16 protein-coding genes and 1 pseudogene are annotated in these 16,064 nt (G+C 72.7%); 14 read left to right on the forward strand and 3 right to left on the reverse strand.

The genetic code is table 11. The annotated features are described in order from the left end of the window. The 11 genes and pseudogenes from RNC47_RS24875 to RNC47_RS24925 all read left to right on the forward strand — a co-directional run. Window positions 1-217: pseudogene (locus tag RNC47_RS24875) on the forward strand (extensin); the annotation flags it as partial. Window positions 218-244: 27 nt separating this feature from the next. After that, complete coding sequence (locus RNC47_RS24880) at window positions 245-670, forward strand: phage tail protein (protein WP_311601797.1); 426 nt, start codon at window positions 245-247, stop codon at window positions 668-670. Between the two features lie 52 nt (window positions 671-722). Then, window positions 723-1,445, forward strand: a complete 723-nt coding sequence (locus RNC47_RS24885; RefSeq protein ID WP_311601799.1) for a CIS tube protein — start codon at window positions 723-725, stop codon at window positions 1,443-1,445. After that, window positions 1,445-3,325, forward strand: coding sequence for a VgrG-related protein (locus tag RNC47_RS24890; RefSeq protein ID WP_311601800.1), 1,881 nt, complete (start codon window positions 1,445-1,447; stop codon window positions 3,323-3,325). Before RNC47_RS24885 ends, RNC47_RS24890 begins: the two co-directional genes overlap by 1 nt. Window positions 3,326-3,377: 52 nt before the next feature. Then, on the forward strand, window positions 3,378-3,803 hold the full coding sequence (locus RNC47_RS24895; protein ID WP_311601801.1) for a GPW/gp25 family protein: 426 nt from the start codon (window positions 3,378-3,380) through the stop codon (window positions 3,801-3,803). 16 nt (window positions 3,804-3,819) lie between these two features. Continuing rightward, window positions 3,820-5,778: a putative baseplate assembly protein gene (locus RNC47_RS24900; protein WP_311601802.1), complete on the forward strand. Its 1,959-nt coding sequence runs from the start codon at window positions 3,820-3,822 to the stop codon at window positions 5,776-5,778. Beyond that, the gene (locus RNC47_RS24905; protein WP_311601803.1) at window positions 5,775-6,362 is read left to right on the forward strand and encodes a phage tail protein; all 588 of its coding nucleotides are present in this window, start codon (window positions 5,775-5,777) and stop codon (window positions 6,360-6,362) included. The genes RNC47_RS24900 and RNC47_RS24905 overlap by 4 nt, the downstream gene beginning before the upstream one ends. Next, a complete protein-coding gene (locus tag RNC47_RS24910) occupies window positions 6,359-7,552 on the forward strand; it encodes an NADase-type glycan-binding domain-containing protein (RefSeq protein ID WP_311601804.1) in 1,194 nt (397 codons plus the stop codon). Before RNC47_RS24905 ends, RNC47_RS24910 begins: the two co-directional genes overlap by 4 nt. Before the next feature lie 317 nt (window positions 7,553-7,869). Further along, window positions 7,870-8,715, forward strand: coding sequence for a polyphosphate polymerase domain-containing protein (locus RNC47_RS24915; protein WP_311601805.1), 846 nt, complete (start codon window positions 7,870-7,872; stop codon window positions 8,713-8,715). Beyond that, the gene (locus RNC47_RS24920; RefSeq protein WP_311601807.1) at window positions 8,705-9,382 is read left to right on the forward strand and encodes a DUF4956 domain-containing protein; all 678 of its coding nucleotides are present in this window, start codon (window positions 8,705-8,707) and stop codon (window positions 9,380-9,382) included. Before RNC47_RS24915 ends, RNC47_RS24920 begins: the two co-directional genes overlap by 11 nt. Then, the gene (locus RNC47_RS24925) at window positions 9,382-10,986 is read left to right on the forward strand and encodes a CotH kinase family protein (protein ID WP_311601808.1); all 1,605 of its coding nucleotides are present in this window, start codon (window positions 9,382-9,384) and stop codon (window positions 10,984-10,986) included. Before RNC47_RS24920 ends, RNC47_RS24925 begins: the two co-directional genes overlap by 1 nt. Here the strand turns inward: RNC47_RS24925 and mmpB are convergent. From mmpB to RNC47_RS24940, 3 genes are read right to left on the reverse strand one after another with little or no spacing between them, the layout of a single operon-like run. Beyond that, on the reverse strand, window positions 10,976-11,110 hold the full coding sequence (gene mmpB, locus RNC47_RS24930) for a morphogenic membrane protein MmpB (protein ID WP_311601809.1): 135 nt from the start codon (window positions 11,108-11,110) through the stop codon (window positions 10,976-10,978). The two genes, RNC47_RS24925 and mmpB, sit on opposite strands and share 11 nt — an antisense overlap. Window positions 11,111-11,170: 60 nt before the next feature. Beyond that, window positions 11,171-11,416 carry an acyl-CoA carboxylase epsilon subunit gene (locus RNC47_RS24935; protein ID WP_311601810.1) on the reverse strand — a complete coding sequence of 82 codons (246 nt, stop codon included), beginning with the start codon at window positions 11,414-11,416 and terminating at the stop codon, window positions 11,171-11,173. Between the two features lie 11 nt (window positions 11,417-11,427). Continuing rightward, a complete protein-coding gene (locus RNC47_RS24940; protein WP_311601811.1) occupies window positions 11,428-13,023 on the reverse strand; it encodes an acyl-CoA carboxylase subunit beta in 1,596 nt (531 codons plus the stop codon). Between the two features lie 115 nt (window positions 13,024-13,138). Here RNC47_RS24940 and RNC47_RS24945 point away from each other — a divergent pair, with 115 nt between their 5' ends. The 3 genes from RNC47_RS24945 to RNC47_RS24955 all read left to right on the forward strand — a co-directional run bounded on the left by RNC47_RS24945 (window position 13,139) and on the right by RNC47_RS24955 (window position 16,019). Next, complete coding sequence (locus RNC47_RS24945; protein ID WP_311601812.1) at window positions 13,139-13,996, forward strand: biotin--[acetyl-CoA-carboxylase] ligase; 858 nt, start codon at window positions 13,139-13,141, stop codon at window positions 13,994-13,996. Between the two features lie 77 nt (window positions 13,997-14,073). Continuing rightward, the gene (locus tag RNC47_RS24950) at window positions 14,074-15,165 is read left to right on the forward strand and encodes an adenylate/guanylate cyclase domain-containing protein (RefSeq protein ID WP_394814868.1); all 1,092 of its coding nucleotides are present in this window, start codon (window positions 14,074-14,076) and stop codon (window positions 15,163-15,165) included. 32 nt (window positions 15,166-15,197) lie between these two features. Then, window positions 15,198-16,019, forward strand: a complete 822-nt coding sequence (locus tag RNC47_RS24955; protein ID WP_311601813.1) for an enoyl-CoA hydratase/isomerase family protein — start codon at window positions 15,198-15,200, stop codon at window positions 16,017-16,019. Window positions 16,020-16,064: the final 45 nt, after the last annotated feature.

Below are 16,064 nucleotides of genomic sequence, written 5' to 3' on the forward strand. Positions count from 1 at the left end.
GCCCCCCACCCCCGCCACCCGGACCAGGCACGCCGCCCCGATGCCCGCGGAGCGTGAGGCGCTCCCACCGGCGGCGGCCTTCGACCCGCGCGCGCTGACCCCCCGCCAGCTCGACGAGCTCACCCACCGGCTCACCAGCCGCATCACGCGCCTCCTGCGGACGGAGCTGCGCCAGGACCGCGAACGGGTCGGAAGGCTCCGCGACAACCGCCACTGACCTCCACGAGAGAAAGGTCCCCCTGCGATGCCCCAGGAACTCGACCCGGGTACCTCCGTCTTCTTCAACCTCAGCATCGACGGCGAGAGCCTGGGCCGCTTCAACGAGTGCGAAGGGCTGTCGGCCCAGGTGGAGATCGAGCAGCGCCAGGAGGGCGGCAACAACGGCTTCGTCTGGCAGCTGCCGACCCGCGTCACGTTCTCCACCATCCGGCTGACCCGCCCGATCACCCCGGAAACCGCCAAGGTCGCCCGGTGGATCTCCTCCGTCCAGACCGGGATCACCCGGCCCACCGCGCTGATCAGGGCTCTCCGCGCGGACACGTCGGAGGTCGCCCGTTGGGGGCTGATCGACGTCCTGCCGGTCAGCTGGCAGGGCCCCTCCTTCAATCCGGCGTCCCCGGCCGTGGCCACCGAGATCCTGGAGATCACCCACCACGGGTTCACGGACTGACGAGCGGACCCTGCCGCCCCAGACGACCCAGACAGTAAGGACCCCACCAGCCATGGCCACGGGAAGCAGGGGCGCGGGCAACAGTCTCATCCGCGCCACGCTCGCCATCCACGAACCTCCCACCGGATACAGCACCACGCCGGGCGGGCTCATCAAGACCCTCACGCTCGACTTCAACCCGGCGCAGCTGGCCCTCGCCCGCCGCGCCGAGTGGATGGTCACCCCGACCGCCGCCGTGCGTGACGGCTCGTTGCCGGAGTACCTGGGCCCCGAACCCCGCGAGATGAACGTGGAGGTCTTTCTCGACTCCTCGGAACAACCCGACAGCACCTCCGTGATGAAGAAGGTGGAGGCGTTGATGGAGTGCTGCGAGACGACCGCCAAGAGCACCGCGGCCAAGCAGCCGTCGCCGCCGTGGGTCGTCTTCCAGTGGGGCTCGTTCGCCACGGCCCGGTTCACGGCCTACATCAGCTCCGTCGAGGCCACCTACTCCCTCTTCGGCACCACCGGCGTGCCGATCCGCGCCACCTGCCAGGTGCACCTGCACGAGATCCCCAGCCGGACGCGGGGCCAGAACCCCACCTCCGGCGCCCTCACCGCGCGGCGGGTGCACCGGGTCGTCGCGGGCGACTCGCTCCAGTCGATCGCGTGGCGCGAGTACGGCGCGGCCTCCGCGTGGCGGGCGATCGCCGAGGCCAACGACATCGACGACCCCGCCAGACTGCGGATCGGCGGCGAACTGATGCTGCCGGCCGCCGAGGAGGTCACGTACTGATGCCACAGCCGTCGTTCTCCAACATCGTCCACGTCTCCATCGATGGCAGGGTGCTGGCGCGCGAGGAGGCCCAGCACCTTGTCGAAGGCTGGGTCGACCAGGGCATGGGCGTGCCCGCCGCGTTCCAGCTCACCTTCCGGGACCCGAAGCGCAAACTGCTCGGCCTGTTGGGGGTGGAGTTCGGCACCCCGGTGCAGATCTTCCCGGTCGCCGCCGGTCGCGGCACCACGGAGCCACTCCTGACCGGCGAGGTCACGGGCCTGGAGGCCGACTTCGACGGCACCGGCTCGTTCGCCGTCATCCGAGGCTACGACAGCGGCTTCCGGCTGATGCGGCAACGCCGGGTGGTGGCGTACCGCAACCAGCGGGCGTCCGACATCGCCCGCAAGCTGGCCGGCCTGGACGGTGTGCCCGTCGGCCGGATCGACGCGACGGAGACGGTGTACGAGTTCATCAGCCAGGGGGGCGTCAGCGACTGGGACTTCCTCGGGCGGCTCGCCGACGAGAACGAGATGGTGATGTCCATCGACGCGCGTGGCCGGTTCCAGTTCGTCAACCCCAGGCCGGCCTCCGGCGCGCCCTCGCCACAGACGGACAGCCAGACCACCCCCTTCGTGCTCGGCCGGGCCGACATCCTGCGGTTGCGGGCCGCTGTCACCGCCGCCGACCAGGTCAGCGAGGTCGAGTCGCGCGGCTGGGACGTCGCCGGAAAGCGGCGGATCATCGGCACCTCACCGGCCGCCACCGACCCCGGCATCGACATCGGCAGCAGTCCTGGGGCGGCGACCGCGCGATTCAAGCCCGTCACCCTGGTGGAGACCGGAACCCCGTACGACCGGCAGGCCGAGGTCAAGCACGCCGCCGCGGCGCTCGCCGGCGACGTCACGTCCTCCTTCGCCGAGGTGGAGGTCATCGCGCGCGGTACACCGAAGCTCCGGGCGGGCATCCCGGTGGCGCTCGCCGAGGTGGGCAAGCCCTTCGAGGGCAAGTACACCGTCACCTCCGTCCGGCACGTCTTCGGCGACGGCGAGCACTACCAGGCGTGGGTGACCGTCAGCGGTCGGCAGTGGCGATCGCTGTACGGGCTCGCCTCGGGCGGGGGCGGCGGCACGCAGGCTGAGGGCCGGCTGCCCAGCGTGGCCAACGCGCTGGTCACCGACGTGCGGGACCCGCTGAAGCAGGGGCGGGTGAAGCTGGAGTTCCCGTGGTTGGACGACCAGTACGTCAGCGACTGGGCCCGGGTGGTGCAGTGGGGCGGCAAGGGCGGCGGTGGCATCTTCCCGCTGGACGTCGGCGACGAGGTGCTGGTGGCGTTCGACCGGGGCGCCCTCGACCACCCCTTCGTCATCGGCGGGCTCTACAACGGCAAGGACACGCCGACCGCCGTACCGGACGTGCCGCTCCACGACGGGCTGCGGCGGCTGGCGGCCCGGCACACCCTCTCCGACCGCACCGGCAACCGCCTCGACCTGCTCAGCCAGCAGACCGGCGCCAGGAAGCGCGGGGTGCGGCTGGCGACCGGCGACGACCGACTGGTCATCAACCTCGACCGGACGAAGACGGAGATCACCGTCGACAGCGAGGGCGCGGTCAGCATCAGCGGCAGCCGCTCGGTGTCGGTGGAGGCGGGCACGGACCTGACGCTCAGCGCGCGGCGCAAGCTGACCCTCAGGAGCGGCGGCATCCTCAGCATCGAGGGCCGTGGCCCCGTCAACGTCAGATCGCTCACGGGCCCGGTCGCGGTGAACGCGGCCGCCGCGGTCAGCGTCAGGGCGATGGCGGCGGTGGATCTGACGGCAGCGGGGGTGATGTCCCTGAAGGCGGCCACCATGCCACTCGTCGGCCTCGTGACCATCAACGGGAAGCCGCCACTGCTGTGACCGAGACCGTGATCGACATGCCCGGGACGCGGGCGAGGCAGGTAGGAGCCTGATGGCCGAGCAGTTCGTCGGGTCCGGCTGGGCCTTCCCGCTGCGCGTCTCCCCGACCGGCGGCATCGCCCTGGTCAGCGGGGAGCGGGAGATCGAGGAGGCCATGCGCCTGGTGCTGGCCACCGCGCCGGGCGAGCGGCCGATGCGCCCGGAATTCGGTTGTGCCATCCACGACCTGGTCTTCGCACCGGTCAACGAGCAGACGGCGGGCCGCATCCAACACGAGGTGTACGCCAGCCTGGACCGCTGGGAGCCGCGGATCGAGGTCCACGACGTCGAGGTCACCGCCGGGTCCGACCAGAGCGTGCTGTACATCGACGTCCGCTACGCCATCCGCGGCACCAACAACCCGCGCAGCCTCGTCTTTCCCTTCTACGTCATCCCGTCCCACGACGAGCCGGCCGACTCCGCCGGCCCGGATCTGTGAAAGCGACTCAACCCCGATGGCCCTGCCCTCCCCGAACCTCGACGATCGTCGCTTCCAGCAGTTCGTGGACGACGCCAAGCGCTACATCCAGCAGCGCGCCCCGGAGTGGACCGACCACAACGTCTCCGACCCGGGCGTCACGCTGGTCGAGGCCGTCGCCCACATGGCCGACCAGATCGTCTACCGGCTCAACCGCGTGCCGGAGAAGAACCACCTGGCCTTCCTGGACCTCGTCGGCATCAACCTCTTCCCGCCCACCGCGGCCCGCGCTGAGGTCACCTACTGGCTGTCGGCGCCGCAGGAGGAGCCGGTCCTGGTGCCGACCGGCACCGAGGTCGCCACCGCGCGCACCGAGAGCGAGGAGGCGGTCGTCTTCGCCGCCGAGCGGGACCTGGTCGTCGTGCCCTGCGAACTGCGGCACGTGGCGGTGCGCAACAGCGGGGAACAGGTCACCGACCGGACCGCCGACCTCGCCGAGGGCCGGGACGTGCTGTGCTTCGCCGAGGCCCCGGCCGTCGGCGACTGCCTGCTGTTCGGGCTGACGGCGGCGGTGCCGCACTGCGCGGTGGCACTGGAGTTGGACAGCCGCGTCGACGGCGTCGGCGTGGACCCGCGGCAGCCGCCCCTCATGTGGGAGGCGTGGACCGAGAACGGCTGGCAGGAGTGCGAGGTCGACCGGGACGGCACCGGCGGCCTCAACCGGCCGGGAGCCGTCGTGCTGCACGTGCCCGGCGGGCACGCGCCGTCGCGGGTCGGCGGGCAGCAGGCCGGATGGCTGCGCTGTCGCGTCACCGAACAGCTGCCGGGCCAGCCGTTCTACACCACCTCGCCGACCGTGCGCGCCGCCGAGGCGTTCACGATCGGCGGCACGGCCCCGGTCGTCCACGCCGAGACCGTCCGCGACGAGGCGCTCGGCGAATCCACCGGCCTGCCGGGGCAGCGGCTGCGGCTCGCCCACACGCCGGTGGTCGGTGACGATCCGCCGATGCTGCTCCAGACCGCCGAGGACGACGGGTGGGTGGACTGGCAGGTCGTCCCGCACTTCGCGGGGTCCGGGCCGCGCGACCGCCACGTCACGCTGGACGCGACGACCGGCGAGATCGCGTTCGGGCCGGCCGTCCGCGAACCCGACGGCACGCTACGGCAGTACGGGATGGTCGCTCCGAAGGGCGCGGCCGTCCGCGCACGCCGTTACCGCACGGGCGGCGGGCGCGCGGGCAACGTGGCGCGCGGCGCCGTGCGGGTGCTGCGCACCTCCATCCCCTACGTCTCCGAGGTGGTCAACCGGGAAGCGGCGCGCGGCGGCGTCGACGGCGAGACGGTGGAGGAGGCGAAGACGCGGGCTCCGATCACGCTGCGCGCCCAGGAGCGCGCCGTGACGCTGCGCGACTACGAGGAGCTGACCCGGCGCGCCGCGCCCGAGACCGCCCGCATCACGTGCCTGGAGGGGGAGGAGAACGAGTACGGGGCCTACGCCGTGCGGGTGTTGGTGGTGCCGCAGGCGGTGCCGGACCCGGACGGGCGGCTGCGCTTCGAGCAACTGGTGCCGGGCGACGCGCTGCTGGACCGCGTCACCCGCCACCTGGACGAGCGGCGTCCGATCGGCACGCGGCTGGCGGTGGGACCGCCGCACTACCAGGGCGTCACGGTGGTCGCGACGGTGCACGCCTTCCGCGGCGTCGACGCCGACCAGGTACGCGAACAGGCCCACGACGCGCTCTACCGGCACCTCGATCCGCTGACCGGCGGGGCCGACGGCACGGGATGGCCGTTCGGACGCCCGGTGCAGGCGGGCGAGATCTTCGCGGTGCTCCAGCGCGTACCGGGGGTGGAACTGGTGGACGAGGTGGTGCTGCACCCGGCGGACCCGCTGACGGGCAAACGCGGCGACGCGACGGACCGCATCAACCTCGCGCCCTCGTCCCTGGTGTTCTCCTTCGACCACCGGGTGCGGGCCGTCGGAGACGCGACGTGAGGGGCTCGGTCGACGGCCTGGCGTCGCCCTCGCCGATCGCCCCGACCCTGCCGGCCGTGTTCGCCGACGACGACCTGATGCGGCGTTTCGTGGGCGGCCTCGACGACATCCTGGCACCGATCCTGAACGTGCTCGACTGCCTGGACGCGTACTTCGGGCCCGACCTCGCGCCGCTGGACTTCGTGCGGTGGCTCGGCACCTGGGTCGGCGCCGAGACGGACATCGACGAGGGCCGCGGCCGGGAGCGCCACGGCCAGGAGGAAGCGGCCCGGCTGCGCGCGGCCGTCGGGGCCGCCGCGTACCTGCACCGGATACGCGGCACGCGGCGCGGCCTGTCGGAGGCGGTGCGGTTGGCGTTCGGCGTGGAGCCGGAGATCAGCGAGAGCGGCGGCGCGGCGTGGAGCGCCGAGCCGTTTGGGCCGATGCCGGGCCAGCCCCGACCGCTCCTCCACGTCCACCTGCGGCTCGTCGATCCCACGCCGACCGACGAGCACCGCTTGGACACCCTCGTGGCGGCCGCCCGCCCCGCCCACATGCCGTACACGGTCCAGGTGACCGCCCTTGAGAGGACTCAGGACAGATGAGCACCGAGAACTGCGCCGAGTGCGGCGCCCGCGCGGAACCGGGCCAGGCGTTCTGTGACGCGTGCGGGACCGTGCTCGGCTGGACGGACACGTCGGCGCGGGCCGGGGTCGTGGCATCGGACGCCGCGACCGCCTCCGGCGGGGACCGGACTGGCCCGCGCCAGAGCCCGGGCGCCACCCGAACCGTGCCATCCGCCGCGGCCATCCCGCCGGCCGACTCCGCGCCCGAGGCCCCGCGGACGAGCGAGGCGGACACCGCCCCCCCGACACCCGCCGCCACCACGGACGACGAGATGACCGACCGTGCGCGCCGCCTCCTCGTCCCCGTCGCCGACCCGGTGGACGCCGAGGCGCCGACCGCCGTCAGCCCTGTCCTGCCTGGCCGCCCCGATGCCACGCGCCCCCAGGTGCAGCCGGTCACCAAGGAACCCGGCGTGCACGGCGGCCCGCCCTGCCCCTGGTGCGGCACCGCCAACCGCCCCGACCGGCACTACTGCGCGCGCTGCGCCATGCCGATGGCCGGGGACGAGGAGACGCGGGCCGCCCGCCGCCCCTGGTGGCGGCGGATTCTGGACGGCCGTAACCGCGAGGCGCCGTGGGCCGGTGAACGCCCCCGGCTGCGCCGCACCTTCGAGCACCTCGTCAGGTGGCTGGTCGCGGCGCTCGTCCTGACGCTGCTGATCATCCTCGCCGTCCACCTCCCCGACGGCGTCCGGGCGACCCGCGACCACTTCACCAGGCGCGGCCCCGTCGAGCCGGAACGCTTCCACGCGCTCCACTCGTACGAGGACCACCCGGCCGAGCTGGCGTTCGACAAGCTCAACGACACCTGGTGGGGTCCGGGGGTCTCGCAGTCCGGCGAGGGCGAGTGGATCGAGGCCGGCTTCGCCGAGCCCACCAGGCTGCTCGACGTGATCATCACGCCCGGCGTCTCCCCGCGCGCCGACCAGCTCCGTGAGTCGGCGCGGCCGCACCGCGTCGAGGCACGGATCACGACGCAGGAGGGCAGCACCACGACGCGTGAGCTCACCCTCGACCCGGGCCTCGGGCCGCAGCGCCGGCAGTTCCGGGCCGAGGGCGTCACCAGTGTGCGCTTCACCATCCTGTCGTCGTACGGCGCGGCCGCGGACCGGCAGGTGGCCATCGCGGAGATCGAGTTCTTCGGCCCGTCGTCCGGCACCAGGCTGTGACGGGCGCGAGCACGCCGTGGCCCGGCACCGCGAAGCCGCCCCTCCACGCGAGACGGCCGAACACGGGTTGACGTTGTTGACGACGTAGTGCTGCTGGTTGGGGTAGCCGCTGGTCGTCCTCACCAGTTCCAGGTCGTCCCAGCCCAGCGGCTCGTGGGTGGGGTCGTGTCCCTGCCTGGTCACGTAGACCTGGATGAGAAAGCCGCCGCCGCGCGATCCCACAGGGCATTCTCAGGCCGCTCTCATCCGGCTCTCATCCGGGCCTAGTTGGTTAACGCCCAGCGATTGGAAGGTGAACACCGAACGAGAGGAGGGCCATGACAGCCGACGCACGCCATGAACGAGGCGTGGCCAGCCGACTGCACGCCTTCAACCGGTACGAGATCAAGTATCTGTTGCCCGTCACCGAGGTGGCGCCGCTGCGCGAGGAGTTGGCCCGGCGGATGGACCGGGACGCCCACAGTCCGGTCGGCGGGTACGGGGTGTGGAGCGTGTACTACGACACGCCGGCGCTCCGGTTCTACTGGGAGAAGATCGAGGGGCTGAAGTTCCGCCGCAAGCTGCGGATCAGGCACTACGGGGACGTCTCGACGGTGACGGACGACTCGCCGGTCCACGTGGAGATCAAGCAGCGGGTCAACCGCGTCACGCAGAAGCGGCGGCTGCGGCTGCCGTACCAGGCGGCGCGGGCGCTCTGCGACCGACGGGTCGAGGTCCCGCACGAGGAGCGGGAACGGCCCTTCGTGCACGAGGTGTTGGACCTGCTCGTCCGCCTCGACCTGCGCGCCACCGCGATCACCGGGTACCAGCGCGAGGCGCTGGTCGGGCGCGACCAGGACACCGGCCTACGGGTCACCTTCGACCGCCGGATCCGTGGCCGGGACCGCGACTTCCGCCTCGGGACGGCGGCCGAGAACCGGTTCATCATCCCGCCGCGGCTGGCCGTGATGGAGGTCAAGGTCAACGAGCGGGTGCCGTACTGGCTCACCGACCTGATGGCCCGCCGGAACCTGACCGTCGTCCGCGTCTCCAAGTACTGCCAGAGCGTGGAGGCGTACGGCCGGGCGCCGCGCTCCGCGTTCCACGTCCCCGACGACGAGCCCGCCCCCCAGCCCACCCCCACCGACCGAGCCCAGGAAGCGGCCCCCGCCCATGTTCGATGATCTCCAGGACCTCAGCGGCACGTTCAGCACCACCGACGTCGTCGTCTGCCTCGCGCTGTCCTTCGTGCTCAGCATGATGACCGGCTTCGTCTACCGGGCCACCCACCGCAACGTCTCCTACAGCCAGTCGTTCGTGCAGACGCTGGTGATCGTCGGCATGATCGTGGCGCTGATCCTGCTGGTGGTCGGCTCCAACCTGGCCCGCGCGTTCTCGCTGGTCGGCGCGTTGTCCGTGGTGCGGTTCAGGAACGCCATCAAGGAGACCAGGGACGTCGGCTTCATCTTCCTGGTGATGGGCCTCGGCATGGCGTGCGGCGCCCGCTTCTACACGCTGGCGGTGCTCGGCGCCATCACCATCTGCGCGGTGATCCTGGTGATGCACCGGTTCAACGTCTTCCACCTCAACGTGCAGCGGCAGGTGGTCAAGGTGCAGGTGCCGGCCGGCGAGGACCACACCCCGGCGATCGAGGACGTGCTGATCCGGCACACCACCGAGTTCGAGCTGGTCAGTACGGAGTCGATACGCGGCGGCGCCCTCAACGAGGTGTTCTACACGGTCCGGATGAAGAAGGGCGTCACGCCGGCGAAGCTGGTCGCCGCCGTCCAGGAACGCACCCACGGCCAACGGGTCTCGGTGCTGACCGGCTACGACCAGACGGACCTCTGATGGGGCGGCGGCTGCGGCACCGGCTGCCGGTGCGGCTGCGGCAGCACTGGCGGCCGACGGCGGCGCTGGTCGGCGCCCTGGGGGTGACGCTGGTGTTCTTCGGGGACGCCAGGGTCACGGCCGTCGTCACCAGCGCCTCGGACGGCGAGGGCGACCAGATCACGGAGGACATCGCCGGGACCGTCGACCTGTACGACGCCTCGGTGGCCCACTCGATCCAACTGGAGTACGACGAGGAGGACTTCGCCGAGCTGATGGCCTCCTTCGAGGAGGACGGCGAGAAGGAGTACATCGAGGCGGACCTGACGATCGACGGGACCTTCATCGAGAGCGTGGGCATCCGGCTCAAGGGCAACTCGACGCTGTCCTCGCTGCGGGGCGCCGGCTCCGGTGGGCCGGAGGACGGCGAGGGCGGTGGCGGCCGGCTGGTGATGTGCGGCCCCGGTCCCGGCGCCGAAGGCGCCGACGGCGGCGGCGACGCCGAGTTGCCGGAGGGCCTCGTCGAGGGCGGTGCGGGTCCCGGCGGCGCCGGGATGACGACGCTGTCGGCGGACCGGCCGGAGGAACTGCCGTGGCTGATCAAGATCGACGAGTACGTCGAGGGCCGCGCCTACCAGGGCCACCAGGAGATCTCGGTGCGACCCGGCAGCGACGCCGAGGTGCCGCTCAACGAGGCGCTCTCGCTCTCGCTGATGGCCGCCACCGACCAGGCGGCCGAGCGGTTCACGTTCTCCTCCTTCACGGTCAACAACCGGCCCACCACCACCCGGTTGCTGGTCGAGAACCCCAGCGCCGGCTACGCGGCCACGCTCGGCGACGACGGCGTGCTGTACAAGGCCAGGGCCGGCAGCGAGTTCAGCTACCGGGGCGACGACCCGACCGAGTACCAGGACGACTTCAAGCAGCTGAACATGGAGGGCAGCCAGGACCTCCAGCCGGTGATCGACCTCATCAGGTGGGTGGAGGAGGCGTCCGACGCGGAGTTCGCGGCGGAGCTCGACGAGCACGTGGACGTCGAGTCGTTCGCCCGCTACGTCGCCACCCAGGACCTGCTGGGCAACTTCGACGACATGTCGGGCCCGGGCAACAACTACCTGCTGCGGTACGACCTGGAGAGCCGGACGTTCGAGGTGCTGGGCTGGGACTTCAACCTGACGTTCAGCGGCATGGGCATGGGCATGGCCGGCCCCGGCGGCGAGCTCGGCGGGGCCGGACAGGCACCGGAGGGCGGCGGGCCGGCCGAGGGAACGGTACCGCCCGAGGGAATGGAACCGCCCGAGGGCGCCGAGGACTGCCGGATCGAGGGCGGCGACCAGCCGCCCGGCGGCGACGGCGCGGCCGAGGACGACGTCCGCGGCGGGCTCATGGGTGGGAACGCGCTCAAGGAGCGGTTCCTGGAGTCCGACGCCTTCGCCGAGGTCTACGCGGAGGCCCGCCAGGACCTGCACGACGCGTTCTACGGCTCGGGCGCCGCCCTCGACCTGCTCGACGGGCTGGTGGCGCGGGCGGAGGCCGCCGGCGCCGACGGCGGCGAGCTGACCACCGCCGCCGACACCCTGCGGGAGTCCGTGACCCGCCAGGCCGAGCCGGCCGTCAGCGACTGATCAGCAGCAGCGCCAGCGGCGCCGCCAGGGCGATCAGCCAGCCGGCGCGGCGCAGCATGGCCCGGGCGGCGGCGAACTCCCGGTCGCCGCCGCCCGGCGGTTGGTGCAGGTCCGACCAGAGCATGGGCCAAGGGTGGCAGCCCGGCCCGGCGGGCGCCTGAGTACCCGTACTCAGATCCGGCCCTCAGCCGGGCCAGAAGCTGGTCCGCCACGCGCCGGGCCCGGGGGCCGGCAGGCGGCGCGGGACGGTGTGCGCCGGGTGCGACCAGGCGGACGCCGGCGGCGGCCCCGGATCCGCGTCCGCCTCGGCGGCCGCGGCCGCGGCGGCCCGCGCCCGCATCACGGCCACCGCGGCGGCCAGTTCCTCGGGTGTCGGGTTGCCCCGCACCACCCTGATGCGCTCCGGCGTCTGTTGCGGTGCCTCGGACATCGACTCACCTCTCACAGTGGGATGTTGCCGTGCTTCTTGGGCGGCAGCTGGGCCCGCTTGGTGCGCAGCGCCCGTAGCCCGCGGACGATGTGCCGGCGGGTCTCGGACGGCTCGATCACCGCGTCCACGTAGCCGCGTTCGGCCGCCGCGTACGGGTTGAGGAGCGCCGCCTCGTACTCGGCGGTGAGCCGGGCCCTGGTCTCCTCGCGCTCCGCCTCCGAGTCGAGCTCCGCCAGCGCGCGCCGGTGCAGGATGTTGACGGCGCCCTGGGCGCCCATCACGGCGATCTGGGCGGTGGGCCAGGCCAGGTTGAGGTCGGCGCCCAGGTGCTTGGAGCCCATCACGTCGTAGGCGCCGCCGAACGCCTTGCGGGTGATCACCGTGACCAGCGGCACGGTGGCCTCGGCGTAGGCGAAGATCAGCTTGGCGCCGCGCCTGATGATGCCGTTGTACTCCTGGTCGGTGCCGGGCAGGAAGCCCGGCACGTCGACGAAGGTCAGCACCGGCAGGTTGAACGCGTCGCAGGTGCGCACGAAGCGCGCGGCCTTCTCCGAGGCGTGGATGTCGAGGCAACCGGCGTACTGCAGCGGCTGGTTGGCGACGATGCCGACCGGGGCGCCCTCCACCCGGCCGAAACCGGTGATCACGTTGGGCGCGAACATCGCCTGGGTCTCCAGGAACTCCCCGTCGTCCAGGACGTGTTCGATCGCCTGGTGCATGTCGTAGGGCTGGTTGTCGGAGTCCGGGATCAGCGCGTCGAGCTCGCGGTCCTCGTCGGTGGTGGCCAACTCCTCGTCGGTGTACCGCTGCTCGTAGACGGGCGGCTCGGAGAGGTTGTTGGACGGCAGGTAGGAGAGCAGCGCCTTGACGTACTCGACGGCGTCCTTCTCGTCCCCCGCCATGTGGTGGGCGACGCCGGAGCGGGTGTTGTGGGTGCGGGCGCCGCCCAACTCCTCGAAGCCCACGTCCTCACCGGTGACCGTCCTGATCACGTCGGGCCCGGTGATGAACATGTGCGAGGTCTTGTCGACCATCACGGTGAAGTCGGTGATCGCGGGGGAGTAGACGGCGCCGCCCGCGCAGGGGCCGACGATCAGCGAGATCTGCGGCACCACGCCCGAGGCGTGCACGTTGCGCCGGAAGATCTCCGCGAAGAGGCCGAGCGCCACCACCCCCTCCTGGATCCGCGCGCCGCCGCCGTCGTTGATGCCGACGATCGGGCAGCCGGTGCGCAGCGCGAAGTCCATCACCTTGACGATCTTCTCGCCGTACACCTCGCCGAGCGAGCCGCCGAAGACCGTGAAGTCCTGTGAGTAGACGCAGATCTGACGGCCGTCCACGGTGCCGTAGCCGGTGACCACGCCGTCGCCGTAGGGGCGGTTGTGCTCGATGCCGAAGTTGGTCGAGCGGTGTCTGGCGAACTCGTCGAGCTCGACGAACGACCCTTCGTCGAGCAGGAGTTCGATCCGCTCCCGGGCGGTCAGCTTGCCCTTCGCGTGTTGCTTCTCCACGGCGCGCGCCGAGCCGGCGTTGACGGCCTCCGCCGCTCGGCGCCTGAGGTCGGCGATCTTCCCGGCCGTGGTCTGGATCTCCTCGGGCACCGGCATGGCTCCTCGTCCTCGGATGGCTACCGATCCGTAGGGTAACGGCGGGCCGGCGCGTCGCGCGGGCGCCTCCCTGGCAGCCGCGCCCGCCGGGGGCCGCTCCCTTAGATTGGTCGGCATGACTCCCCAGCCCAGCCGCTGGTCCGACCTGGACCGGCCGCCGTTGCGCGTCTCCCCGCTGCGCACCGCCCTGATCTGGCCGGACGGCGTGTGGACCAGGATCGACGTGACCGAGAGCACCGGATCGACCAACGCCGACCTGGCCGCGGCGGCGAGCGCCGGCCGGGCGGCGCCCGGCAGCGTGCTGGTCGCCGAGGAGCAGACCCGGGGCCGCGGCCGGCTCGGCCGCAGCTGGAGCGCACCGGCACGATCCGGCCTGTTCTTCTCCGTGTTGCTGGCCCCGGAGCGGGCCGGGGTGCCCGCGCACCGGCTGACCTGGCTGCCGCTGCTCGCCGGGGTGGCGGCGGCGACCGCGCTGTCCCGGGTCGGCGGCGTGGACACGGCGTTGAAGTGGCCCAACGACCTGCTGGTGTCGGTGGGCGGCGAGGAGCGCAAGCTGGGCGGGATCCTCGCCGAGCGGGTCACCGGCGACGACGGCGCCGTGGTGCTCGGCCTCGGCCTCAACGTCTCGCTGCGCGCCGACGAACTGCCAGTGCCGACCGCCGGCTCGCTGCTGCTGGCGAACGCCGTCACCACCGACCGGGACCCGCTGCTGCGCGCGGTGCTGCGCTCGCTCGCCGACTGGTACCGGCGCTGGGTCGAGGCCGCCGGCGACCCGGCGGCCAGCGGCCTCGACGCCGCCTACGCGGCCGGCTGCGCGACGCTCGGCCGCACGGTGCGCGCCGAGCTGCCGGGCGGCGGCGAGCTGCGCGGCGAGGCGGTGGCGCTGGACGGCGACGGCCGTCTCGTCATCGAGTCGGCCGGATCTCGCCAGCCGGTGGCGGCCGCTGACATCATCCACCTCCGTGCGACGTGACATAGGGCACACCTGCCGTAGGGTTGGGGCCGTGAGAACGCGCGAAGGGCTCGACAGGCGCGGCGTGGGCGAGGGCGGTGACCGTGTCCGAGGCTGATCCGGGCAGGCCCGAGGCCACCGCCGCCGGCGGTGACCCGGCGGAGGACGAGGCCCAGAACGTCGCGCTGCGCGTGGAGGCGTTGATCATCGGTGCCGAGCGGCAGTACACCCCGTTCCAGGCGGCCAGGGCGGCCGGTGTCCCGCTCGACCTGGCGTCCAGGTTCTGGCGCGCGATGGGCTTCCCCGACGTGGGCCAGGCGCGGGCGTTGACCGAGGCCGACGTGCTGGCGCTGCGGCGCCTCGCGGGTCTGGTGGAGGCCGGCCTGCTGAGCGAGTCGATGGCGGTCCAGGTGGCGAGGTCCACCGGGCAGACCACGGCCCGGCTGGCGGACTGGCAGATCGACTCCTTCCTGGAGCGGCTCACCGAGCCGCCCGAGCCGGGCATGACCAGGACGGACGTGGCCTACCCGCTGGTCGAGCTGCTGCTGCCGGAGCTCCAGGAGTTCCTGGTCTACGTGTGGCGGCGGCAGCTGGCCGCGGCCACCGGCCGGGTGGTCCAGGCCCAGGACGACACGGAGATGGTGGACCGCAGGCTGGCGATCGGCTTCGCCGACCTGGTGGGCTTCACCCGGCTGACCCGGCGCCTTGAGGAGGAGCAGCTCGGCGAGCTGGTCGAGGCGTTCGAGACCACGGCGGCCGACCAGATCGCGGCCCAGGGCGGGCGACTGATCAAGACGCTCGGCGACGAGGTGCTGTTCGCGGCCGACGACCCGGGCGTGGCGGCGGACATCGGGGTGCGGCTCGTGGAGACGCTGGGCGACGACCCGATGATGCCCGAGCTGCGGGTCGGCATCGCGTTCGGCACGGTGACGACGCGGATGGGCGACGTCTTCGGCAACACGGTGAACCTGGCGAGCCGGCTGACGTCGATAGCGCCCAAGGACATGGTCCTGGTGGACGGCGTGATGCGGGAGGAGCTGACGGCGGCCGGCCTCGCCCCGCACTCGGAGAAGGCCGCCGACTCCGCCGCCGGCTACCGCTTCGCCCTCCAGCCGCTCTACCAGCGCCCGGTGCGCGGGCTCGGCATCATCGAGCCCTGGCTGCTGACCCGCCGGGGCGAGACCGGCTGACGCGCGCCGAGCGGGGGCCGATAATGCCGGCCATGAGTGAGCTGAGCGAGCGAACGGTGACCCAGCGGTACGGCGAGTGGGTGTCGGTGGTGATCGACGAGGCGGCGCACGTCGGGGAGTTGGTGCTCGACCGGGCGGCGGCGATGAACGCGCTCTCCACCGAGTTGGCGTGGCGGCTCACGGCGGCCTGCGCCGACCTGTCGAGTGACCGGCGGGTGCGGGCCGTGGTGCTGACGTCCACGCACGACCGGGCGTTCTGCGTCGGCGCCGACCTCAAGGAGCGCAACGGCCTCTCGGACGCGGAGTTCGGCCGGCACCGCACGGTGCTGCGCGGGGCGTTCACGGCGGTGCTCGACCTGCCGATGCCGGCCATCGCGGCGGTGCGGGGCTTCGCGCTCGGCGGCGGCTTCGAGCTGGCGCTCTCCTGCGACCTGATCGTCGCCGACCCGACGGCGGTGGTGGGCCTGCCCGAGGTGACCGTCGGCGTCATCCCGGGCGGCGGCGGCACCCAGCTGCTGCCGCGCCGGGTGGGCTCGGCCAGGGCGGCCGAGCTGATCTTCACGGGTCGCCGCGTCGCGGCGGGGGAGGCGCGGGAGCTCGGCCTGGTCGACGTGCTGACCGAGGACGGCCGGGCCAGGGACGAGGCGCTGGCGCTGGCCGGCACCATCGCGGCCAACTCCCCGGTGGGGCTGCGGGCCGCCAAGCGGGCGCTGCGCACCGGCTTCGGCCTCGACCTGCGCTCCGGCCTGGAGGTGGAGGACGCGGCCTGGCGCACGGTGGCGTTCTCGCCGGACCGCAAGGAGGGGGTGGCCGCCTTCAACGAGAAGCGCACCCCGGACTGGCCAGGCGAGTGAAGGGCTAGCGTAACGACCCGAAGCCGGGCGTACGCCCATAGCCTG

Source organism: Streptomyces millisiae (assembly GCF_031845425.1).
GTDB classification, from domain to species: Bacteria; Actinomycetota; Actinomycetes; order Streptomycetales; family Streptomycetaceae; genus Streptomyces; species Streptomyces millisiae.